This window comes from Bacillus licheniformis DSM 13 = ATCC 14580 (assembly GCF_000011645.1).
Lineage (GTDB): Bacteria > Bacillota > Bacilli > Bacillales > Bacillaceae > Bacillus > Bacillus licheniformis.
Genome location: NC_006270.3, coordinates 207,593 through 228,875, shown reverse-complemented (window position 1 = coordinate 228,875; position 21,283 = coordinate 207,593). Strand labels below are relative to the sequence as shown.

The following is a 21,283-nucleotide window of genomic DNA, read 5'->3' as shown; positions in this document are numbered from 1 at the left end:
TAGTGTAATTTTACACCAAAAGTTACAATGGTTCAATCTTTATAACCCGTTTTTTGCTGTCAGTTTAATCCTCTCCTTATGATATTCACCATTCTGGTTCCTTTCCACGACAGCTTCAAATTGCTCACTTTTTTCTGGGGCATCACCTAACCAGACAACATTGACTATATCAGAATGTGTTCCGCCTTCCTCTTGCTCATCCTTTTCGTAATCAACCGTCTCTTTTCCATTCACAAAAAACACGACTCTCTTTAACTCCGCATCTTCACTCGTTTTCTTCGAAACATAGCCATTCCAATATTGATCTCCCCTTTCTTTAGAATACGAGAGCTCCCATTCCCCGTCTGAAGTCAGTTCGCTCAGTTTGCTATGTTCAAAAAACAGACAGTAAATCGTGATTCCGATGCCCAGCATCATCGTGAAGGCAATTGATGCAATCCATTTCTTTTTCACTTTCAGTACCTCTTTTTTTCTTCCATTGTATCCTTTTTTTCATTAAGCAACATCATACAAGAAATCTCCCATAAACATGATAAACTTAAACATCATCACACCAAGGAGGCCCGCCATGCGAAATGAAACCCGCACGCTTTTCCTCGACCCTGATCTAAATGTTGAAGCCTACCGCTTTAAAGGCATTATCCAGAAGTTTCCGAATCACTTCCACGAGTATTTTGTGATTGGTTTTATTGAGAAGGGGCAGCGCTATTTGCTTTGCAAGGGAGAAGAATACATCATTAATCAAGGCGCTCTCGTGCTTTTCAATCCTTATGACACGCACAGTTGCGAGCAGATTGACGGAAAGGCGCTCGATTACCGCTGCATTAACGTGATGCCTGATGTTATGAGAGGATTTGTGAAGGAGATCACTGGGGCCGACAGCCTCCCATATTTCACGGAGAATGTCTTGTTCCGCCATGAGCTGAACGCCAGCTTGAAGGAGCTACACATTCAAATATTGCAAAAAGAAAAAGCCTTGAAAAAAGAGGAGCTTTGTCACGTTTCTTGAAAATGCACCTGAACCGTCCGACGAAGTCAAAGCGGTGTGCAGTTATTTGGAATCCCATTACCAGGAAAACATTACGCTTGAACATTTAAGCAGGCTGACAGGCTGGAGCAAGTATCACCTCCTGCGGTCGTTTACGAAGCAGAAAGGAATTTCCCCCTACAGCTACTTGGAAACCGTTCGTATCAATCATGCGAAGAAGCTGTTGGAAGAAGGCGTAAAACCAATCGATGCGGCTTTCCAAACAGGCTTCAGTGATCAGAGCCATATGACGAAATTTTTCAAGCGGCAGGTCGGGCTGACGCCGAAACAATATATGAAAATTTTTGAATATGACAGGCAGGAGATCAAAGGATGAAGACAAGACGCGAAACCGCCGGACACCTCGCAGCTGTGATCACGATCATCATCTGGGGTACTACTTTTGTCTCAACAAAGGTGCTGCTCGAGGATTTCCCGCCCGTAGATATATTGTTTTACCGTTTTCTCATCGGGTTGATTGTGCTGATCATGGTGCATCCGCATGTGCTGACTTTCCGGAGCTGGAGGCAAGAAGCGCTGTTTGCGGGAGCAGGTTTATGCGGAGTGACGCTTTACTTTCTGTTGGAAAACATCGCGCTTACTCTTACCTACGCCTCAAACGCCGGCATGATCGTCGCGGTTATTCCGATGATCACCGCGGTATTGGCGCATTTTCTCCTTTCGGGCGAAAAGCTGGAGCCCCGCTTTTTCATTGGGTTCGCCGCCGCTTTCACTGGACTTGCGCTCATTTTCTTTAATGGACAAATGATGCTTAAATTGAATCCGCTCGGCGACATTCTCGCTGCTGCCTCCGCATTCGTCTGGGCGGCATATGCGATTTTGATGAAAAAAATCAGCACATTCGGTTACCATACAATCCAATGCACACAGCGGATCTTTCTGTACGGTTTGCTATTCATGGTTCCCGCTCTGTTCCTGTTTGATTTCCGCTTCGACGCAAGCCCTTTTTCCTCCCCCGTCAATTGGTTGAACATCCTATTCTTAGGCGCGGGCGCATCTGCGCTTTGCTTTGTGACATGGAACTGGTCGGTCGGTGTGCTTGGAGCGGTAAAAACGAGCGCTTATATCTATATGGTGCCCGTCATCACTATTGCGGCATCCGTTATCATTCTGCAAGAAAAACTGACATGGGTTGCTTTTTGCGGAGGAGCGCTCACATTGGCCGGCCTTTATATTTCTGAAACAAAACCAAAACCGCAGCTGAAGGAGGAACAAATTTGAGGGAAGAGACAAAATGCGCACTGATCATCGATGAAAGCCTGCCGCTCGGGCTAATCGCCAATACAGCTGCCATCCTGGGGGCGGCCCTCGGCAAAAACAAACCCGATCTGATTGGAGAAACTGTAACAGACGGCTCGGGAATCGACCATTTAGGTATCGTCAAAATCCCAATCCCCATTTTAAAAGGCAATGCCGAGCTGCTTCATCAATTAAGTCAAAAGCTGCTGACCGACGAATTCAACGATATTCTGACGGTTGATTTCACCGATGTAGCGCAAAGCATTCATACATATGAAGCATATATTGAGGCATTTCAAAGCACCGCAGCTTCCGATTACCGCTATTTTGGAATCGGCATTTGCGGGGATAAGAAAAAAGTTGCGCGGCTGACAGGAAGCTTGGGGCTGTTGAGATAAACAAGATACGGAAATTGACTTCGCTTCATTTAGTGAAGGAGTCAATTTCCGTATTTTTTTATGTCATATGTTTGAGATCTATTAGTGAAAGCATAATGAAAGAAAAGAAGAACAATCGGGGATGCAGCTGTTGTAATAGCGTGCTGAAATCGCTATTGGCACGGCGTTGTCTGCTGTGTTATTTGCAATATTTGGCGAACTAATATCTCATTAATTTCCTTATTTAATGAAAACTGCATAAATACATAATATAATATATTTATGCAGTTTTTCTAATCTTTAATATATATCAAGTATCGTGGAGGCATTAACATTGAACACAGACAAACAAGTATTCATTGAAACGCAGAAAACAGCCAAAACCCTTAAAACTTAGTGCAGCATTTTTCAGTATAATATTGGCTTCGTTCATAACTGCAATTCTTTCTGGTCAAGCAGATTCGATATTCCCTTTCATTTCCGGCATCTCCATTATAATATTAGCTGTCATATTTACGGGGTGTTTATTCTGGGTGCTTAGACAGCTTGTCATCCTGAAAAAAAAGCCGATTCAATTCATTACACACTTTTCCAAGAAAGCCGAGTTTGCACGTATCGTAAAAATGATTGATTATGTTTTACAACAAAAATACAAAAAGGCATTAAAAAATATACCGAACCAATAAAATCTCATGTTTTTTATGAATAGGAGTGACAATCCAATGAGAAACGAAAAACAATTATTTCAAAAAGCTGAACATACAGCCAAACTTCTTGAGTCTCACAAAAGTGACGAAGAGCTGCTTACATACCTTGCAAATCAAGAATCTGTTACATTAAATCAGCTAAAAATCTATTTTTCAAATCCAAGTTTTACATTAACGTATTTGATTAAAGGGATTTTTTTTAGCAGTATGACTGCTGTCATTATGGCGGCCTTTTTATCTGGTCAGATCTCCTCCCTCAACCATGGTCTTTCAAGGCTATTTTCATTCTTCTTCATGTTCTATCTGATCTTCTCTTTTCTTTGGATCGTCAAGATGCTGATCTCCTCGCGAAAAGGACCGATGCAAACAATCCTGCACTTCCAAAAAAGAGCGGAATATTCCAGAATCACGGGTATGATTGATTTCATTTTAGATGAACGCTTTAAAAAGGAATTCAATTAGAAAGCAGAGGAACATTCACCTCTGCTTTGATTCTCTATCATTCAAACTAAATAAGAAGGAGACCAAGACATGCAAACAGACAAACAACTATTCGAAGAAACAAAACAAACCGCTGAAACTCTATTGTTATCGAAAGCTGAAAACGATGAAGAGCTGATGGCATACCTCGAAAAACAAGATTTATCCACGTTAAACCGGCTGAAAGTTTATTTTTCAGGTCCTACGCTAAAAATCAGCCACGTGATCAAAGCTTCGCTCGCCAGTTCCATATTCGCCTCCATTGTAACTACTGTATGTTCGGGTCAAGCCAATTCCATTTTACCCGACGTTTCAAAAGGTTATTTTCCGGCTTTGTTATCGATATTACTTATCATGAGCTCCATCTGGGTGTTCGGCACGATCACTAAATCTCAAAGAAACAAAGAACAAAACTTTTTACACTTTAGAAAAAAAACGAACCATACAAAAATTATTGGAATGATTGATTTCGTTTTGGAAAATAAATATAAAAGTATTTCAAATTAAAAAAAAGCATCCCTAAAGATGCTTTTTTTATGCTTACTCGCCGCTAGACAAATTCTGTCTTCTCTCCTGCTCCGCAATGATTTCATTGTCCTCGGCATTGTCTCTCGTCACTTTCTGGGTCAAAATCGCGCCGACCGCCACTAAAATCATCACGGCTATGTAATAGCCTTTTTCATTGAGCTGCAGATTGTCCGCATTGTATAGCCCGATACCAAATAAAAAGACTCCCGCGAAAAATGTGAAATATGACATAACCGTAAAGGCCGTTGTGTTTCTTCTTCTGTATTTATGCATCTTAATACCTCCTAAAGAATAAAACCATTATACTTGATTTACGTCTCCAGAAGAAGAATTCTCTTCCTTTTTTCTCGCAATTTAGTAAATATGTAACACCTTGATAAAAAAGGCCCACAAAATAAAAAACCGGGAATGACTCCCGGTTTTTTAATGCTTTTCTTCGCCTAAAACAGCTTCAGCAATATTGACGGCATGGTCGCCGATCCTTTCCAGGTTGCTGGTGATATCGACGAAGATCACGCCGGCTTGTCCGCTGCATAATCCGTCGTTTAAGCGAAGAATGTGCTTTTTGCGAAGCTTGCGTTCCATTTTATCAATCTGATTTTCTTTTTCGACTACGCGTCTTGCGGCATCTTCGTTATTTTCCCCAAGAGCGGTGATGGACTCTTAACAGTGGAAATGGTCAGGTCAAGCATTTCCGTTAAATCAGCCATTGCCGCTTCGGAAATTTTCACCCTGTTGGATTGCTGGTACTCACCAAGCTCAACCAAGTTTTCAAAGTGATCGCCGATTCTTTCAATGTCTCTGACAGTATCCATTAACATATGATGTTCTTCAGATTCTTGTTCAGAAAGCGTAGTGGCGGACAATTCGATCAAGTAATCGGTTATCTTCCTGTCCAAATTGTTGATCGCATCTTCTATTTGAAAAGCGCTTTGCGCATGTTTTGCCTGTTTTGTATTAAAAAACTCTTTTGTTTCCTCAAGTCCCTTTACCGCAAATTCACCCATGCGCAATACTTCTTCTTTCGCCTGTCCCAGCGCAATTGAAGGAGACTGCTGAATGAACAGCGGATCAAGATGTGTTGCTTTATAGTCCACAACCGAATCTTTGCCTGGAATCAGCTTCGTAACGATCAAAGCCAATATGCCGACAAACGGAAGCTGAATCAGCGTATTCGACGTATTAAAGATCCCGTGGGCAAACGCAATCACCATCTTAGGGTCCAGCCCTAAAGAGGATTGAAGCATTAAAATCAAAGCTGTGAACGGCTTCAGCAAGATCAGGAAAATCGCTGTTCCAATCAGGTTGAACAATACGTGAACGGCCGCGGCCCGTTTGGCTGCCACTGAGGCGCCAAGAGATGCCAGTACAGCGGTAATCGTCGTACCGATATTGTCTCCGAATAATACAGGCAGAGCGCCGTTTAGATCTATTAATGAATCGGCAAACAGCCCTTGCAGGATCCCGATCGTTGCACTTGAGCTTTGGACGAGAACGGTGAAAAGGGTGCCGACGAGCACGCCGAGAATAGGATTCGCACTCATGCTGACTGTTAAATCATGAAAAGCTTCAACCGTCCGGAGCGGCTTCATCCCGCTGCTCATTAATTCCAAGCCGTAGAAAAGCGCACCAAATCCAAACAGAATTTGTCCGATGTTCTGAAATTTTTTGCTCTTTAAGAAAAACAGCAAAAATGAACCAATGGCGATGATCGGAAGCGCATATGCCCCAACGTCAAAGCCGATAATAAAGGCTGTGGCCGTCGTTCCGATGTTCGCACCCATAATGACGCCGATCGCCTGGCGGAGGGTCATAAAGCCGGCGCTGACAAGACCGACAGTGATAACGGTCGTGCCGGAACTGCTTTGAATTAAAACCGTGACAATCATACCTGCCAAAACACCCATCAGAGGGTTGCTTGTAAAACGATCTAATATGTCTCTCAGCTTATCTCCGGCTGATTTTTGAAGTCCTTCTCCCATAAACTTAATACCGAGAAGAAAGATCCCGAGACCTCCAATGAATTCAAAAAGCAATTTCTGCACATCTATTTCCAAAGTCGTGCCCCCCTAATTCGACATAAATCTACAAACCAAACACTATGATTATGATGGAGATTAAAGCCTATGTAAACGATTCAAATCGAAAATTTACAATAACTTAACATTGCCGGCTGATGATTTACATTCCCTTAACATTGCCTGGACTCACCGCAAATATACCCCATTCCAGCTGGCGAAAATCCCGAACTTTTTCATAGGTCAAACCGTATTTAAAACTAAGGAGGGTTACATATGCAGAACAGAGCCGACGGTTCTAAGATCAACATTCAAAAGACAAAAGGGGAACGGGTTTGGAACGCATTTGGCTATTTCTTTTACCTGGGATCGATCATTCTATTGGCCGCTGTCTGGGGATCGCTCCCCGAAAAGGTGCCTGCACATTACAACGCACTCGGTGAAGTGGATCGCTGGGGGTCAAAATGGGAGCTTTTCATATTGCCGGGAATCGGATTAATTATCCTTCTGTTCATGCAGTTCCTAGAAAAGCACCCTGAGATTCACAATCATCCAAAGCGCCTGAATGAAACAAACGCTGAACACTTCTACCTGCTCAGCCGAAAGTTGATCAACCGCTTAAAAAATGCATGCTTAATCATTTTTTCTCTCATATTAATTGAATCCGTGTCAATCGCTTTAGACTGGGGAAGCGGATTTGGCGGGTGGTTTCTTCCGATTGCCTTACTCGGCACTGTCATGCTTGTGGCCATAGGTTTAATACAGCAAAGGAAAATCAAATAACGGTCAGGTGCATATTTGTGAGTTTTAATAGTGAAACTGTCGCGGGGGATGATGGATGAGCCGCAATCCAAACAGAGGCTACTATCGAGGCTCTTTACAAGTTAATACACACTGCAAATTCATGCGCTGCCATCAGCTTTCAGTTTTTCTTCTCAAGCAGCCGCACATGCCTGTCTTTTTATTCCTTCATCATTAGCTCTGGAATTCAGTCGATATTTTACTTATTTTAATAAAAGTAACTTAGGCTATAAAGTATGTGCGGTGATTGTGGCGAGTCTTTTTTGATCTATCTTTTAAAAAAAGAGTGATGAACACTGTAATTCTGTTCATCACTCTTTCGAATCCTATTGATCATTATTTCGCTTCTGAGATTCTTGCAACGATTTGAGCCAATCCTTCTTTAATTGGCGTGAGCGGACGGCCGAGCACTTTTTCAAAATCATCGCTTTCGACTTCAAGTGTGCCTTCACGAATGCCTTTTTGGATATCGACAACCATCGGAATCAGAAAATCCGGCACACCCGCATTTTTCATGATATCGCGATAGGCAGCATCGTCAACATGCTGAACGGGAACTTCTTTGCCCAATACTTCCCCAAGGGCTGAAGCGATTTCTTCCTGAGTTAATAGTTTGCCTGAAAGTTCGTAAACGGTGTTTTCGTGGCCTTCGCCGGACAGAACCGCTGCCGCTGCATCCGCGTAATCCTGCTGCAGCGCCCAGCCCACTTTGCCATTCTCTGCTGATGTCACCCAAGGGGCTCCCGCCAAAACGCCTTGAATACTCGACATTTCATTTTCCAAGTACCAGTTATTGCGCAAGAAGGAGTATGGAATCCCCGTTTGCAAAATCGCTTCTTCAGTTGCTTTGTGAGTCGGCGCAAGGAAGTTTTTGCTTTCGCGGGCATTCGCAATGCTCGTATAAGCGATAAACCGAACTCCGGCGCGCTCTGCGGCAGCTACCGCATTGCCGTGCTGACGGATTCTCGTCTCATTGTCTCCATCGGCAGAGATAATCAGCAGACGGTCAATGCCTCGAAATGCGGATTCCAATGTTTCCGGGCGGTCAAAATCCCCGTGGCGCACATCGACCCCGCGCGCCCGCAGCGCTTCCGCTTTTTCCGGATTGCGCACGCTGACCGCCAGCTGATCCGCCGGTACAGTTTCCAGCAGCTTTTCCACAATTTTCGATCCTAATTTTCCGGTTGCCCCCGTTACTAGCATTTTCATATTCGAATTCCTCCTGAATGTTTTAATCTTGATCTGTAACAAATTTCGTTACACTTGATGTAACTATCATAATTACAAATAGGCTGCTTTGTCAACAGGAATGTCCTTTAACCTGGCTAAAACGTAATATGGTTTGTGGTATGATCATGTCAAAAGGAGGAAGTGATATGAGAAAAAACGCTGCCACTGAAGAAGCCATTCAAAGATGGAACCGGTTTGCAGATAGCTATGCTGCAAACCATACTGAACAAGGCGATATACATAAAGAAGTCTTTTTGAACCCCGTCATCTTTTCTCTCATTGAAACGGTGAAAAATCAAAAAGTGCTGGATGCCGGGTGCGGAGAAGGATATTTAAGCAGAATGCTGGCCGCCCGCGAAGCAGTTGTAACGGCGGTTGACTATTCGACAAGAATGCTTGAGATCGCCAAGGAAAGAACGCCGGACGGATTGCACATTCATTATCGGCACGGCAATTGTGAGGACTTGCATTTTTTAGATGAGCAAAGCTTTGATATCATCATATCGAATATGGTCATCCAAGACCTCGCAAATGATGAAAAAGCGTTTCAGGAAATGCACAGGTTATTAAAAGATGGAGGATGCTTTATTTTTTCAATATTACACCCTTGTTTCGTCACCCCGGAAAGCGGATGGGAAAGAACCAAAGACGGCCAAAAGCTCCATTGGAACGTTGATCGGTATTTTTACGAAGGCGCATATGAGCAGCCGCTGGGCGGCGAGGAGAAAATGTTTCTTTTTCACAGAACACTGACAAGCTATATCAATACGATCATCAAAGCCGGCTTTCAATTAGAAGCGGTCGAGGAACCGAGACCGTCAAAAGAGATGCTGAAAAAATACCCTTCATTTGAAGAAGATCTCAGGTGCCCCGATTTCATCGTTTTTAAATTAAGAAAGCCCGGCGGCGATGTCCGATAGGCCCCGAATCCGATAGACCTTTTCCTACCCTTTTTGAGTATTTGTTTTTCTTCGCGGCCAAATGACGGCTGGAATCAGAGCCAAGGATAACAGCCCGCCCGCCAAGGATAACACGGCATAGCTTGAATGAGCGACAACCATTCCGGAAAGAGCCCCGCCGGAAGCCCCCGCCAATGCGATCAAAACATCAAGCGTTCCCTGCACTTTCGCACGTGTTGAAGGCTCGGTCGAATCGATAATTTGTGCAGTTCCGCTGATTAATCCAAAGTTCCATCCCAATCCAAGCAGCGAAAGGGCAACGATCAATAAAACGAGCGAATCGCTGGGAGCCAGCGCCGCCACTGCACCAGCGAGCAGCAGGGTCACCCCTGAGGCGATGCTTATGGCTGTCCGGCCAATTTTATCAACAAGAATCCCTGTGACAAGTGACGGAAGATACATTGAACCGATATGAAAACCTATCACGATCCCGACATCTCCCAAGCTGTGTCCGTGGTGCTGCATATGAACGGGCGTCATGGTCATAATCGCAACCATCACAATTTGGGTAAGCACCATAACAGCGGCACCAATTGTAATCCCCTTTTGATCGTCCGAAGCACCGGCAGACTTCGATTCGTCTGCTAATTTATTTTCTTGTCTATAGGTTTCGATTTTTTTGGCGATCTCCAACGGATCCGGCCGAAGCAAAATATAAAGCACAAGCCCTGCCAGAATAAAAGCTGCCGCCGATAAAATAAACGGTCCCGCAAGTGGCGGAACGCCGATGATCGAAGCAAATTTCCCCATGACATCCACCAAATTGGGGCCCGCAACCGCTCCAAATGTTGTCATCACCATTGTGACGCTGATCGCTTTAGCCCGCTGCTTTTTATCAGCCAAGTCAGTGCCGGCATACCGCGCCTGCAAGTTTGTCGCTGTGCCCGCTCCGTAAATAAGCAGGGAAACGAACAACAATATGATGCTGTTGATCACGGCCGCAGCAACGACCCCGATTGCGCCGATCCCGCCGACCATAAAGCCGGCGGTTAAGCCCGTGCGGCGCCCGTAACGCTGAGAAAGTCTCCCGACGCCGAAAGCGGCTCCTGCCGATCCTAAAGTAAATAAGGCAGAAGGGACTCCTGAAAACGCATCCGTCCCAAGCATTTGCTTTGCTAACAGGGCGCCTACCGTAATCCCGGCAGCCAGCCCCGCACCGCCGAAAATCTGCGACAGACTCACGATGAATAATACTCTTTTGTACAATCTCTTTAATCGATCCGGAGAATCTATGTAACTCTCAACCGTTCGTTCAGAATACCCCGCCACCTCAACACCTTCTTATTTAAAATTTGTCCCCGCTTTCAATCACGGCGGTTCCTTTCGTTTATGAATAGTTTGAATTTTACTACAAAAGAACCTTTTGTCAATTTGCTAAGGGCATGTCCCCTTCAACATTTTATGAACTGAATTTATCATATTCCGATTTTAGATTGTGGCGGCATTGCGGGCATTAAAAAAACTAGTCACCGAATCAGTAACTAGTCAGATGATGTGCTTTTATTTCTTGACTTGCGACACGGTCAGTCCGTCACCGATCGGAATCAGCAGGGATTCTAATTGGGGTGGGCGGCGACGCCTTGATTGAATTTTTTCATTGATTCGGTATGTCGCTTCGGCATAGCATTATCGTCCGTGCACTACCGCATGCAAGTACGTTATCGGCAACGATTAACAACCAAAATGGCAAACAAGACGCTTCGGCGCGAGGGGTTCTTCTGCTTTTCTATTTCTCCGTCAATATATAGCCCCAATTTGTCTCATTCCTTTGTTTTGAATAATTTATAATCATACTTTAAATTCAAAACCTGAAGAAAGAGGGGCGAAAAATCTTAAGAATTAACTGAGCTCTTTTAATAACAGTTGGTCTGCTTCTCTTTCCATAAAATAAAATAGAAGAAGTTAACCTTAGAAACCTCTTCTTTTGATATTTGGTATATTAAATCATGTAAAGACAATAATGAATAAAAATTCGTTTATAAAGCAGGTGATCCCATGCCAACGAACAGATTAATCAACGAGAAGTCGCCATACCTACTCCAGCATGCACACAACCCCGTCGACTGGTACCCGTGGGGCGAAGAAGCCTTTGAAAAAGCAAAGCGCGAAAACAAGCCGGTACTTGTCAGCATCGGCTATTCGACTTGTCATTGGTCAATGGTTGTATTCCATAATAAAAAGAACCTGAAAAGTTTCAGGCTCTCTTTTTTTAAATCATTATTGATTTGAATTTTTTTCTCTTTTAACTTCAAGAAAATGAATCTGCCGCCCATCTATTTTTTGCACTTTAAAAATATAACCATCAGCTTCTAGTTCAGAACCAGCTTCTGCATCCATGTTTTGAGTCATGAACCAGCCGCCTATTGTGTCCACTTCCTCATGAGATAAATTGATATCCAAAAGATCGTTGACATCTTCAATTAGCAGCTTTGAGTTTATTATAAAGTGACCATCCTTTAACTTTCGAATATCCGGAATTTCATCAACATCAAATTCATCTCTAATTTCTCCCACGATTTCTTCAAGGATATCTTCAACTGTTACTAAACCCGACGTACCTCCATACTCATCCAATAAGATAGCAATGTGAATTCGCTCTTTTTGCATTTTCGTCAGCAGATTAACAAACCCAGCTTTGTATAATAATCAATTGTTCTCTTCGTTACCTTAGTTCCTTCCGCCAACTCGCCGATTTTCAGCTTTCCAGCCCCATCAAATCCCTCCAAACCATAACGGTTATTGCAGAGGTAAAGAGAGGCGAAGAGATCAACAAGAAAATATCACAGGAAAGTTTGTCTTTGATTCAACTTCTTTTGTTGATTACTTAATGTTTATTCAATCCTTTTTTTCAGATTAAGATATGTGTGACTTGCTCGCTCACATTGAAATAAGCAAAGATCGGATGAAGGATCACTTCGAATGTCGACTCTCCAACCCATCCAATACCCAGCGCTGTAACGGTTATGCCCAGTTGGCAAGCCGATAAATATTCATCTAAATGGGTAACTACTTTTTTGGCGGATACCGCTCCTTTTTTCCCTTCAAGTATAAGCCGGTCAATTTTAGTTGCCCGCACTTTTACGATCGCAAATTCCGTTGCAACAAAAAACGCCGTTAAAGCAATCAATACCGCAAAAATAATTAAATTAATGGCTGTCAATAAGTCGTCTTACTTTAAAGTAAGACTTACACCTCCCATAAAAGAAGAAGCATTTGATAAAGCTAAACGCGAGAACAAGCCTGTACTCGTATCTATTGAGTATAGCTAGTTTGGTTATTCTAATGGACATGCCTTGGTGTCATAAAAGAAGAAAGCACCAGGTTATAAAAATAAAATTAAATAAGAAAAGAGTGTAAGAATTACAAATAGAGTGGTCATTTAAATTCCTGTTTCAATATTTTTTAGCAACAAAAAAGCCGCTAAATCTGGCGACTTTTTCAAAAGATCATCAATATTTAGTTAGTTTGATATTTATATACTAGTGATTTAATAATTTTTATATCATTTTTCACATCATGATAATTTTGATAATTTAAATCTCTTTCTAATATGACCCCCTTGACAGGAGCTTTTTTAATAATATACTCGGCTAGTTTCCATACTTCTTTATGAACAGGTTCAGAATGAGAATCTATTAAAAATCCATACTTATTTCTGATAAATCCAGCTACGTGTAAATAATTTATTTTATCTTTAGGTAGCTTATCAAAAAAAGCATATGGATCGTATTTATGATTTATACTATTTATATATAAATTTGATACATCTAGCAACATACCTATGTTTGTTTCATTAAGCAATTTATACCAAAAATCCAACTCTGAAAAATCATTGTTATGCCAATTAAAGGTATAAGTTATATTTTCTAAATACAAATTTTTTAATCTTCCTTTTTTCAATTGATCATATTTGTTTATTAAAAACTCAAAAGTTTCTTCTTTATACATTACTGGAAAAAAATCGAGTAATTCGATATCTTTTACACTACTCATTGCTAAATGATCTGTATAGCTATTAATTTGTAATTCTGCCAACAAATTGGATATTTGTTTTTCCTTTTTTTTAGATAAAGGTTCATAAGTTCCTATTGAAAGAGAAAGTCCGTGTGGAATTAAGGGAAAATAATTTCTAATAGTATTCAATTCCTCTTCATTCTTTTTATCGAAATACCTTTCAGAAATAATCTCTAAAAAATCAACATCCTGCTTAATTACATCTAAATCCTTAAAAAAATTTTGACGAAAACTCAACCCAACACCAATACAATTGGACAAGAATTATCCCTCCACATCAACTTTATTTTCTACTTTATGTAGAGTGTAGAAAAAAAGGCATATTCGACTTACACTTGTTAAAATAACAAAAGACATAAAAATTAATACCCCGAATTTTTCAACAACAATCCAAGACAATGATAAGGCTATAATAGTGCCTAAATCTGATGAAGACGTTATAACTGATGTTACTTTTCCTTTCATATGACTTGGGGCGAAAATAAACACTTTTGACCTTAATAAATTATTTATTATAGGGGTACCTAAAGTAAATAAAGAAAATCCTATTAAATAGACAAAAGAATAGCTAGCTATCGTCATTAACAACAATCCACCAACTACGAGAACAAAACTTATTATAAATTGATGAATATACTGTAATTTAAATAATTTAAGTCTCGAAAGCATCAAGTTAGCCGTAATCGCTCCTACTCCTCCTATCAACCAAAACAAAGAAATTATAAGAGAAGAAGCATTTAAATTCTTTTCAAGAATATATATCGATAAGCTTGTTAAAACAGGAAAAGTTAAACCATTTAAAATTTCTATTATATTTAGCCTTTTTAATAATTGATTTTTATAAACTTCTTTGAACGAAGAAAAAATGCTCTCTTTTTTCTTTTTATTATTTACATAACCTAAATCTTTTATTGTTAATATTAATGTTATTGCAATCAATATAGTTAATAGATTGATAATTAATGAGTATGCATTAAGCCAATGATACATGAGTGGTCCTAATGAGAAACCAACTGTTTTACTAATCAAAAACCATGAGTTTCTACCACTTATTTCGGAAGCCAGGGTCTCTTTTGAGCAAAGTGAATTAAACCAAAGGTTTTGATTCATGATCGATATGGTACTGAAACATTGTGAAATCAACATGATAGGGAATATAATCCAAGTTAAACCGAGTGATAATCCCAAAAATAATAGTGAATAAAAAAACCAATTAATACTTAAACATCTTAGCATTATTCTTTTACTCGATGATACATCTGCTAAATAGCCTCCAAAAAAGGTTGCTAATATACGGGCTATTGCTGAAGTAAAAAATAATGATGATGTATATAAAAAAGATCCCGTAATCGAATATGCATAAAGTGGTAACCCTGTCCATACAATGGCTGCACCTAGGCTATCAACTGTTCCAACTATGACAATTTTATTTTTAATGTTGTTTAGACTTTTCATTAATACTTTCTCTCTTCCATATGTCCAACAGACCTAATTTTTTAAAGTTATCTATAGCAATTTTTAACTGATTTTTTTCTTGAGTATTTAAAGAATTATGTGTTAGATTAGTTGCTTCTTTAATACATAATAAATTCTTATAATTTTCAATCCATATTGCTACACTTTGTTCTATCTTGAATACTCTAACCCCTTGTTTTCCTTTTATATACAAGTAATTATGTTTTTTAGTCTCTGTGCTGGTTATGTTAAAACATGTAATTGGATAACAGAATGCATCTACAAAACCATTCCCTTTTCCAATTGTAACTAGGTATATATTTAATTCGTGTTTAGCCAGCTGAGCTATATAGCTTTCGTTTCCTTTTTTTTTCGAAAGAAAGTTTACAAAAGAGTCTGCATCTTCTTCAACTCTTTGACCGGTATAATTATGTTGATTGCAGAAGTTCTTAACAAACTTTTCCCATTCCCTTGTTTTTTCTTTAGTTTTAGGAAATACATGATTAAACCTAATCGCCCGTTTATTAAAATGTAACTTCCTAAAAAAATCAAAATTAACCCAATCAAAGTGATTCTGTTTTTTGTATTCTTTCAGATAATTCTCATCTGTTACACACTTAAACATTTCATATTGTTTTTTTAAAAGAGTCATTTACCTCATCCTTTATAGGGAGAAAAGGGATAACGAAAAAATCGTTAACCCTTTTCTTCCACCTTACTTATTATCCCAATCGTAGCAAGTTTCTTCTAATTCTACTTGAGACACATTTTGAATTTCTTCCATAATTATATCCTCCTTCCGATAAAATTGAATAATCAGATTATTCAATTTTATTATAGGTAGATATCCTATATTTGTAAAGGGTTTTTTTCATTTTATTCATTTTTTTGTGATATTTACTTGTTTAAAATACTTTTTTATCAAGATAGCTTCAAATTAGATGAAGATTTATTAAAAACTTTTATACTTTCTTTCAACTAGACACTACGTGTCTTTATTTGCTGCAAAATATTTTTTTTAAAGCTTTCAATTGAAACATTTTTTTGTTGTTCCTCTCCATACTTTCTTACATTTACTCCGTTTTCTTTAATTTCATTGTCTCCTACTACTAATGTATAGGGGATTTTTTGAACCTGTGCTTCCCTAATTTTGTACCCTAACTTTTGATTACTCTCGTTAATTTGTACTCTTATCCCGTGTTGTTTGAGTTCCGACTTAATCCCTAAACAATACTCCAGGTGAATATGTGAAATAGGAATAATTTGAACTTGAATAGGGGCAAGCCAAACAGGAAAAACACCCGCAAAATGCTCTATTAAAATTCCAAAAAAACGATCAATAGAACCAAAAATAGCACGGTGGATAACAACAGGACGAACTTTTTCGTTATTATGATTAATATAAGTCAAATCAAATTTTTCAGGCATCTGAAAATCAAGTTGGATTGTTCCGCACTGATGACTCCGTTTTAAAGCATCTTTAATATGGAAATCAATTTTTGGTCCGTAAAAAGCCCCATCACCTTCATTAACTTGATATTTGATTGCTAAATCGTCAAGCACATTTTTTAATGATCCCTCAGAAACCTCCCATAGGTGATTATTTCCTAATGAATCATCTGGCCGAGTAGACAGTTCCACTGAATACTCAAAACCAATAGTACGATACACTTGGTCAATTAAATGAAATACCTTCTTAATTTCACTTTCAATTTGATCTTCTCGAACAAAGATGTGAGCGTCATCCTGACAAAATGTGCGTACCCGAAGCAATCCGTTTAATGAACCACTAAATTCATGTCGATGAACTTGTCCATATTCCGCCAATCGAATAGGTAGATCTCGATAGGAGTAAAGATTATTTTTAAAGATTAGCATATGTCCAGGACAATTCATTGGTTTGATTGCAAACTTTGTATTATCGACCTCAGAAAAGTACATATTTTCTTGGTAATGATCCCAATGACCGGATTTCTCCCATAATCGATAATTCATCATAAACGGTGTATGGACCTCATCGTACGATGCATTATTTTGAAGTTCACGGGATAATTTCTCCAATTCTTTTCTAACAATTTGTCCTTTAGGTAGGTAAAAGGGCATTCCCGGTGCTTCCTCTGAGAACATAAATAAATCTAATTGTTTTCCTAACTGTCGATGATCATGTTTTGCTGCTTGTTCTAAAAAATATAGATATTCATTTAAATCGTCTTTCTTTTTAAAAGCTACTCCATAAACTCGTTGAAGAACTTCTTTTTGGCGATTTCCTCTCCAATAAGCTCCAGATACACGAGTTAATTTAAATGCTTTAATGAAACCAGTTGATGGAAGGTGTGGACCGCGACAAAGATCAATAAATTCTCCCTGTTGGTAAAGAGTTATTTCTTGGCCTTTTGGAATTCCTCTTAATATTTCAAGCTTTAATGGTTCATTATTTTCTTCAAATAACTTTTCAGCTTCCTCATAAGAGACAACAATTCGTTTAATTTCTATATTCTCCTTAATAATCTTTTCCATCTCACGTTCAATTGCTAGTAAATCCTCGGGAGACAAACTGTGTTCAAGTTTCAAATCATAGAAAAACTCATCTTCAATTACTGGTCCAATACCCAAACTTACACTACTGTAAAGCCTTTTCACAGCGTGTGCCAATATATGGGTGGATGTATGTCTTAACACCGACAAACCTTCTTTCGAATCTAGAGTAAAAATATCGAGTTTAACATCCTTGTCAAGGGTATAGCTTAAATCCACGAATTTTTCATCAACCTTTGCTACAACAGCGTGCTTTCTTAAAGTTGTACTAATGGATTCTGCAATACGTTTTATTGTTATCCCCTTCGGAAATTCCTTCGTATTTCCTTCTTTGAATTGAACTTTTATTAAACTTTCACTCATTATAGTGCATCCCCTTTTAATAAAATTGATTTACACTCTAAACCCTAGCTTTGCAATAGCCACGTTGAGTGGAAAATAAAAAAATGCACTAATCCCCAAAGCTAGGGACGAGTGCATTACCCGTGGTTCCACCCAATTTCCCATAAGTTAAATGGACAACTTATGGCTCTGATGCTGTAACGTTGCATAAACGGTATTAGATACTTAAGTTCCCTAATACAGCTCAAAGGTGGTGAGAAACTTTTCTGCGTTAGGAAGATTTCAGCATACCTTCCCTCTCTGTAAACCGTTAAAGTCACCCATGTCCCTTTCACAACCTTTAGAATAATCTAAATATTCCTTTTTTTAATATATTTTATAATAACTGGTCGTAAATATCAACAATTGATTATTAGGATTTTGTATTATCCATCTTAATTTGTTATTAAAAACTAAAATGAATTAAAATTACAGCCTGTGGTAAAGTATAAAAATAAAAGTGATGAAAGAAGGTGATCCCATGCCAAACAAAAGTAAACCCAATAGATTAATCGCTGAGAAGTCACCGTACTTACTCCAACATGCTCATAACCCTGTGGACTGGTTCCCTTGGGGAGAAGAAGCATTTGACAAAGCGAAAAGCGAGAACAAGCCTGTACTCGTATCTATTGGGTATAGCTAGTTTGGGTATCTATACGCACATGCCACTGGTGCCATGTCATGGCTCATGAAAGCTTCGAAGATGAAGAAGTTGCGAAGCTTCTGAATGAGAAATTCGTCTCCATTAAAGTGGACCGCGAGGAGCGGCCTGATGTGGATTCGATTTATATGACGATCTGCCAGATGATGACGGGGCAGGGCGGCTGGCCGCTGAATGTGTTTTTAACCCCTGATCAGAAGCCGTTTTATGCGGGTACATATTTTCCGAAGACGAGCCGTTTTAACCGTCCGGGGTTTGTTGAGGTGGTGAAGCAGCTTTCCGATACCTTCGCGAAAAACCGGGAGCATGTTGAAGATATTGCCGAAAAAGCGGCCAACAACCTGAGAATCAAAGCGAAAAGCGATGCCGGCGATTCGCTCGGCGAAGACATATTGAGGCGGACGTATCAGCAGCTGATCAACAGCTTTGATGCGGCGTACGGCGGTTTCGGCAGCGCGCCGAAATTTCCAATCCCCCATATGCTGACATTTCTGCTTCGCTATCATCAATACAGCGGCGAGGAGAACGCGCTGTACAGCGTGATGAAAACGTTGGACAGCATGGCGAACGGCGGCATTTACGACCATGTCGGCTACGGGTTTGCCCGCTATTCGACAGATGACGAATGGCTTGTTCCCCACTTTGAAAAAATGCTTTACGATAATGCTTTATTGCTGATCGCATATACTGAAGCCTATCAAATCACGAAAAACGAACGGTATAAACAGATTTCCGAGCAGATCATCACATTTGTCCGCCGCGAAATGACCGATGAGAAAGGCGCTTTTTATTCAGCGCTTGATGCCGACACGGAAGGCGTAGAGGGCAAATATTATGTGTGGTCAAAAGAAGAAGTCCTTGAAACGCTTGGAGATGAACTTGGCGAATTGTATTGCGCGGTCTACAACATCACGCAAGAAGGGAATTTTGAAGGCCATAATATTCCAAACTTGATCTACACCAGGCTGGAAGACATCAAGGATGAATTCGCGCTGACAGATGAAGAGCTTCAGAACAAGCTTGAAGAAGCGAGAACAAAGCTTTTTGAAAAACGTCAGGAAAGAACGTATCCTCATGTCGACGATAAAGTGCTGACTTCTTGGAACGCTCTGATGATCGCGGGTCTTGCCAAAGCGGCGAAAGTCTACAATGCGCCCGAATACCTGGAGATGGCGCGAGCTGCAGCCGAGTTTATCGAGAATAAATTGATTCAAGACGGTCGCATCATGGTCCGCTACCGTGACGGCGAGGTGAAAAATAAAGGATTTATCGATGACTACGCCTTCCTGCTGTGGGCCTACATCGAATTGTATGAAGCATCACTTGATTTAACCGATTTGCGAAAAGCCAAAAAGCTCGAAGCAGACATGAAGGGGCTGTTCTGGGATGAAGAGCACGGCGGTTTTTATTTTACGGGAAGCGATGCCGAGGCTTTGATCGTGCGGGATAAAGAAGTATACGACGGCGCCCTCCCGTCCGGAAACGGCGTCCTGGCCGTGCAGCTGTCCCGGCTGGGCAGGCTGACTGGCGACTTGTCGCTCCATGATCAAGCGGCAAAAATGTTTGCTGCCTTCCATGGAGACGTCTCTGCTTATCCGAGCGGCCATACAAACTTTCTCCAAGGTTTGCTGAGCCAATTCATGCCGCAAAAGGAAATCGTTGTGCTCGGAAAACGGAATGATCCGGACAGACAGAAGATCGTAAGCGCTTTGCAGCAGGCCTTCCAGCCGAATTATGCCGTCCTCGCCGCAGAATCGCCTGACGATTTCAAAGGGATTGCCGACTTTGCGGCCGAATACAAAGCAGTCGATAACAAAACGACTGTCTATATTTGTGAAAATTTCGCCTGCAGGCAGCCGACGACGAATATAGACGAAGCGCTCGATCAGCTGGTTTAACCGGCGGCAATCATGGGAATAACATTTGCAAACACCTAATCGAAAGGGGTTATGACCATGAAGCAAAAGAATCTGATCTCAGGTCTCGCCGTTGTCGCCGGAGTCACCGCATATATGCTCAAAGACGAAACAAACAGACAAAAACTGAAATCGTACTTGCAAAACGTCAAAGAAAAGATCCCTTACTTTTCGGAAAAACACAACGTAGATTCATTCCCGGTTGAAAAAGCAGGACACCCGTCTCCGCATGATATCGAAGATAACAAAATGGTATCGGAAGGATCCATGTACCCTGTTCAATACTACGACGAAAAGAAAAAATAGCGATGCATGAGCTGTCATATTTATGGCAGCTTTTCTGCTGCCGTTCTAAAAAACTGCAAGCGGATTATAGATATAAAAATCCAAAAATAAAAGCCGCCCGGTCGGCAGCCTCTTCAAGCCTTATATTTTATTTTCATAACAATAATGATTGACAAGCTCTTCAATTAAATCATGCTCTGGAAACTCCCCGTGAAACTCAAAGGGAATCTCCTCGACAAACCGGCCGCGCCGGTATACATGGATCGCACCGTTTTGTCTGGTCACGCTGTATTCCGGTTCAAACGTGTATCCGTTCCGCTCTATTGCACCCATTGATCATTCCCGCCTTTCAAAACAGCAGTTCATACACTTCGTTTAATTCTCTTGTCCGTTTATGGTCCTGTTCATTCAGCGCATATTTCATCTCATGTTCAAGCACTTGATTCAGAAATTCCATTTCCCGCTCCTCCAAGTGCTCGACAAACTCTTCCTCATTGGCATATCGCCCGGAAACGATTTTTCTGTAAATGTTTTGTCCTATGCCGTGTTCAAGGTGATTCGACAGTGACTCACGGAGGTAGCCCAATGTTGTGTCCATGATTCATACTCCTTTTTTACCTTTTAGGTTGGGTAATTCTTAATGATTCAT

The 21,283-nt window shown here is 40.5% G+C and carries 20 protein-coding genes and 7 pseudogenes; 12 read left to right on the top strand and 15 right to left on the bottom strand.

The window, feature by feature from the left end:
* Window positions 1-39: 39 nt before the first annotated feature.
* Window positions 40-453: a hypothetical protein gene (locus TRNA_RS22765; protein WP_009330299.1), complete on the bottom strand. Its 414-nt coding sequence runs from the start codon at window positions 451-453 to the stop codon at window positions 40-42.
* A 115-nt stretch (window positions 454-568) separates the two neighbouring features.
* Here TRNA_RS22765 and TRNA_RS22760 point away from each other — a divergent pair.
* From TRNA_RS22760 to TRNA_RS22735, 5 genes and pseudogenes are all read left to right on the top strand, one after another.
* Window positions 569-1,364 (top strand): annotated as a pseudogene (locus TRNA_RS22760) (AraC family ligand binding domain-containing protein).
* Entirely contained in the window at window positions 1,361-2,269 is a 909-nt protein-coding gene (locus TRNA_RS22755; RefSeq protein ID WP_011197497.1) for a DMT family transporter, read from the top strand. The pseudogene TRNA_RS22760 and the gene TRNA_RS22755 overlap by 4 nt, the downstream one beginning before the upstream one ends.
* The gene (locus tag TRNA_RS22750; RefSeq protein ID WP_003178523.1) at window positions 2,266-2,685 is read left to right on the top strand and encodes a DUF2000 domain-containing protein; all 420 of its coding nucleotides are present in this window, start codon (window positions 2,266-2,268) and stop codon (window positions 2,683-2,685) included. Before TRNA_RS22755 ends, TRNA_RS22750 begins: the two co-directional genes overlap by 4 nt.
* A gap of 701 nt (window positions 2,686-3,386) precedes the next feature.
* The gene (locus TRNA_RS22740) at window positions 3,387-3,833 is read left to right on the top strand and encodes a hypothetical protein (protein ID WP_003178519.1); all 447 of its coding nucleotides are present in this window, start codon (window positions 3,387-3,389) and stop codon (window positions 3,831-3,833) included.
* 69 nt (window positions 3,834-3,902) lie between these two features.
* On the top strand, window positions 3,903-4,358 hold the full coding sequence (locus TRNA_RS22735; RefSeq protein ID WP_011201542.1) for a hypothetical protein: 456 nt from the start codon (window positions 3,903-3,905) through the stop codon (window positions 4,356-4,358).
* 33 nt (window positions 4,359-4,391) lie between these two features.
* Here the strand turns inward: TRNA_RS22735 and TRNA_RS22730 are convergent, their stop codons facing one another.
* Window positions 4,392-4,652, bottom strand: a complete 261-nt coding sequence (locus tag TRNA_RS22730) for a YiaA/YiaB family inner membrane protein (protein WP_003178515.1) — start codon at window positions 4,650-4,652, stop codon at window positions 4,392-4,394.
* 150 nt (window positions 4,653-4,802) lie between these two features.
* Window positions 4,803-6,436 (bottom strand): annotated as a pseudogene (locus TRNA_RS22725) (Na/Pi cotransporter family protein).
* Between the two features lie 237 nt (window positions 6,437-6,673).
* On the opposite strand from TRNA_RS22725, the gene TRNA_RS22720 reads away from it, so the two are divergent.
* Window positions 6,674-7,180: a DUF1648 domain-containing protein gene (locus TRNA_RS22720; protein WP_003178512.1), complete on the top strand. Its 507-nt coding sequence runs from the start codon at window positions 6,674-6,676 to the stop codon at window positions 7,178-7,180.
* A gap of 354 nt (window positions 7,181-7,534) precedes the next feature.
* Here the strand turns inward: TRNA_RS22720 and TRNA_RS22715 are convergent, their stop codons facing one another.
* Complete coding sequence (locus TRNA_RS22715; RefSeq protein ID WP_003178510.1) at window positions 7,535-8,407, bottom strand: SDR family oxidoreductase; 873 nt, start codon at window positions 8,405-8,407, stop codon at window positions 7,535-7,537.
* A gap of 167 nt (window positions 8,408-8,574) precedes the next feature.
* Here TRNA_RS22715 and TRNA_RS22710 point away from each other — a divergent pair, with 167 nt between their 5' ends.
* On the top strand, window positions 8,575-9,348 hold the full coding sequence (locus TRNA_RS22710; protein WP_003178508.1) for a class I SAM-dependent methyltransferase: 774 nt from the start codon (window positions 8,575-8,577) through the stop codon (window positions 9,346-9,348).
* Between the two features lie 24 nt (window positions 9,349-9,372).
* Here the strand turns inward: TRNA_RS22710 and TRNA_RS22705 are convergent, their stop codons facing one another.
* Window positions 9,373-10,656, bottom strand: coding sequence for an MFS transporter (locus TRNA_RS22705; RefSeq protein ID WP_003178506.1), 1,284 nt, complete (start codon window positions 10,654-10,656; stop codon window positions 9,373-9,375).
* 231 nt (window positions 10,657-10,887) lie between these two features.
* Window positions 10,888-11,062: pseudogene (locus tag TRNA_RS44015) on the bottom strand (O-methyltransferase); the annotation flags it as partial.
* A 320-nt stretch (window positions 11,063-11,382) separates the two neighbouring features.
* On the opposite strand from TRNA_RS44015, the gene TRNA_RS22700 reads away from it, so the two are divergent.
* The gene (locus TRNA_RS22700; RefSeq protein ID WP_011201541.1) at window positions 11,383-11,616 is read left to right on the top strand and encodes a DUF255 domain-containing protein; all 234 of its coding nucleotides are present in this window, start codon (window positions 11,383-11,385) and stop codon (window positions 11,614-11,616) included.
* Here TRNA_RS22700 and TRNA_RS22695 read toward each other — a convergent pair.
* The 3 pseudogenes from TRNA_RS22695 to TRNA_RS22690 form a co-directional block, all read right to left on the bottom strand.
* A pseudogene (locus TRNA_RS22695) lies at window positions 11,605-12,009 on the bottom strand (transporter associated domain-containing protein); the annotation flags it as partial. The gene TRNA_RS22700 and the pseudogene TRNA_RS22695 overlap by 12 nt on opposite strands.
* Window positions 12,009-12,113 (bottom strand): annotated as a pseudogene (locus tag TRNA_RS44330) (MerR family DNA-binding transcriptional regulator); the annotation flags it as partial. The pseudogenes TRNA_RS22695 and TRNA_RS44330, both read right to left, overlap by 1 nt.
* Before the next feature lie 125 nt (window positions 12,114-12,238).
* A pseudogene (locus TRNA_RS22690) lies at window positions 12,239-12,547 on the bottom strand (CNNM domain-containing protein); the annotation flags it as partial.
* A 34-nt stretch (window positions 12,548-12,581) separates the two neighbouring features.
* Here TRNA_RS22690 and TRNA_RS44370 point away from each other — a divergent pair.
* Window positions 12,582-12,653 (top strand): annotated as a pseudogene (locus tag TRNA_RS44370) (thymidylate kinase); the annotation flags it as partial.
* Window positions 12,654-12,843: 190 nt separating this feature from the next.
* Here the strand turns inward: TRNA_RS44370 and TRNA_RS22685 are convergent.
* The 4 genes from TRNA_RS22685 to thrS form a co-directional block, all read right to left on the bottom strand.
* Window positions 12,844-13,662 carry a DUF692 domain-containing protein gene (locus TRNA_RS22685; protein WP_011197496.1) on the bottom strand — a complete coding sequence of 273 codons (819 nt, stop codon included), beginning with the start codon at window positions 13,660-13,662 and terminating at the stop codon, window positions 12,844-12,846.
* A 3-nt stretch (window positions 13,663-13,665) separates the two neighbouring features.
* On the bottom strand, window positions 13,666-14,856 hold the full coding sequence (locus TRNA_RS22680; RefSeq protein ID WP_011197495.1) for an MFS transporter: 1,191 nt from the start codon (window positions 14,854-14,856) through the stop codon (window positions 13,666-13,668).
* The gene (locus tag TRNA_RS22675; protein ID WP_011197494.1) at window positions 14,834-15,508 is read right to left on the bottom strand and encodes a hypothetical protein; all 675 of its coding nucleotides are present in this window, start codon (window positions 15,506-15,508) and stop codon (window positions 14,834-14,836) included. Before TRNA_RS22675 ends, TRNA_RS22680 begins: the two co-directional genes overlap by 23 nt.
* Before the next feature lie 326 nt (window positions 15,509-15,834).
* Window positions 15,835-17,754 (bottom strand): threonine--tRNA ligase, encoded by a 1,920-nt coding sequence (gene thrS, locus TRNA_RS22670; protein WP_011197493.1) that lies wholly within the window; start codon window positions 17,752-17,754, stop codon window positions 15,835-15,837.
* Between the two features lie 499 nt (window positions 17,755-18,253).
* On the opposite strand from thrS, the gene TRNA_RS43095 reads away from it, so the two are divergent.
* From TRNA_RS43095 to TRNA_RS22660, 3 genes are read left to right on the top strand one after another with little or no spacing between them, the layout of a single operon-like run.
* Complete coding sequence (locus tag TRNA_RS43095; protein ID WP_011197492.1) at window positions 18,254-18,415, top strand: DUF255 domain-containing protein; 162 nt, start codon at window positions 18,254-18,256, stop codon at window positions 18,413-18,415.
* 38 nt (window positions 18,416-18,453) lie between these two features.
* Window positions 18,454-20,331, top strand: a complete 1,878-nt coding sequence (locus TRNA_RS22665; RefSeq protein WP_009330320.1) for a thioredoxin domain-containing protein — start codon at window positions 18,454-18,456, stop codon at window positions 20,329-20,331.
* A 57-nt stretch (window positions 20,332-20,388) separates the two neighbouring features.
* Window positions 20,389-20,655, top strand: coding sequence for a hypothetical protein (locus TRNA_RS22660; protein ID WP_003178502.1), 267 nt, complete (start codon window positions 20,389-20,391; stop codon window positions 20,653-20,655).
* A gap of 120 nt (window positions 20,656-20,775) precedes the next feature.
* On the opposite strand, the gene TRNA_RS22655 is transcribed toward TRNA_RS22660, so the two are convergent.
* Window positions 20,776-20,967: a YbxH family protein gene (locus TRNA_RS22655; protein WP_003178500.1), complete on the bottom strand. Its 192-nt coding sequence runs from the start codon at window positions 20,965-20,967 to the stop codon at window positions 20,776-20,778.
* A gap of 16 nt (window positions 20,968-20,983) precedes the next feature.
* The gene (locus TRNA_RS22650) at window positions 20,984-21,232 is read right to left on the bottom strand and encodes a sigma-G-dependent sporulation-specific acid-soluble spore protein CsgA (RefSeq protein ID WP_003178498.1); all 249 of its coding nucleotides are present in this window, start codon (window positions 21,230-21,232) and stop codon (window positions 20,984-20,986) included.
* Window positions 21,233-21,283 lie beyond the last annotated feature (51 nt).

Excerpts from the sequence above, each read along its gene's own strand:
- TRNA_RS22660 (WP_003178502.1), top strand. The coding sequence starts at position 20,389 with ATGAAGCAAAAGAATCTGATCTCAGGTCTCGCCGTTGTCGCCGGAGTC.
- TRNA_RS22740 (WP_003178519.1), top strand. The coding sequence starts at position 3,387 with ATGAGAAACGAAAAACAATTATTTCAAAAAGCTGAACATACAGCCAAA.
- TRNA_RS22700 (WP_011201541.1), top strand. The coding sequence starts at position 11,383 with ATGCCAACGAACAGATTAATCAACGAGAAGTCGCCATACCTACTCCAG.
- TRNA_RS22680 (WP_011197495.1), bottom strand. The coding sequence starts at position 14,856 with ATGAAAAGTCTAAACAACATTAAAAATAAAATTGTCATAGTTGGAACA.
- thrS (WP_011197493.1), bottom strand. The coding sequence starts at position 17,754 with ATGAGTGAAAGTTTAATAAAAGTTCAATTCAAAGAAGGAAATACGAAG.
- TRNA_RS22715 (WP_003178510.1), bottom strand. The coding sequence starts at position 8,407 with ATGAAAATGCTAGTAACGGGGGCAACCGGAAAATTAGGATCGAAAATT.
- TRNA_RS22675 (WP_011197494.1), bottom strand. The coding sequence starts at position 15,508 with ATGACTCTTTTAAAAAAACAATATGAAATGTTTAAGTGTGTAACAGAT.
- TRNA_RS22650 (WP_003178498.1), bottom strand. The coding sequence starts at position 21,232 with ATGGACACAACATTGGGCTACCTCCGTGAGTCACTGTCGAATCACCTT.
- TRNA_RS43095 (WP_011197492.1), top strand. The coding sequence starts at position 18,254 with ATGCCAAACAAAAGTAAACCCAATAGATTAATCGCTGAGAAGTCACCG.
- TRNA_RS22735 (WP_011201542.1), top strand. The coding sequence starts at position 3,903 with ATGCAAACAGACAAACAACTATTCGAAGAAACAAAACAAACCGCTGAA.
- TRNA_RS22730 (WP_003178515.1), bottom strand. The coding sequence starts at position 4,652 with ATGCATAAATACAGAAGAAGAAACACAACGGCCTTTACGGTTATGTCA.
- TRNA_RS22665 (WP_009330320.1), top strand. The coding sequence starts at position 18,454 with ATGGCTCATGAAAGCTTCGAAGATGAAGAAGTTGCGAAGCTTCTGAAT.
- TRNA_RS22755 (WP_011197497.1), top strand. The coding sequence starts at position 1,361 with ATGAAGACAAGACGCGAAACCGCCGGACACCTCGCAGCTGTGATCACG.
- TRNA_RS22710 (WP_003178508.1), top strand. The coding sequence starts at position 8,575 with ATGAGAAAAAACGCTGCCACTGAAGAAGCCATTCAAAGATGGAACCGG.
- TRNA_RS22655 (WP_003178500.1), bottom strand. The coding sequence starts at position 20,967 with ATGGGTGCAATAGAGCGGAACGGATACACGTTTGAACCGGAATACAGC.
- TRNA_RS22720 (WP_003178512.1), top strand. The coding sequence starts at position 6,674 with ATGCAGAACAGAGCCGACGGTTCTAAGATCAACATTCAAAAGACAAAA.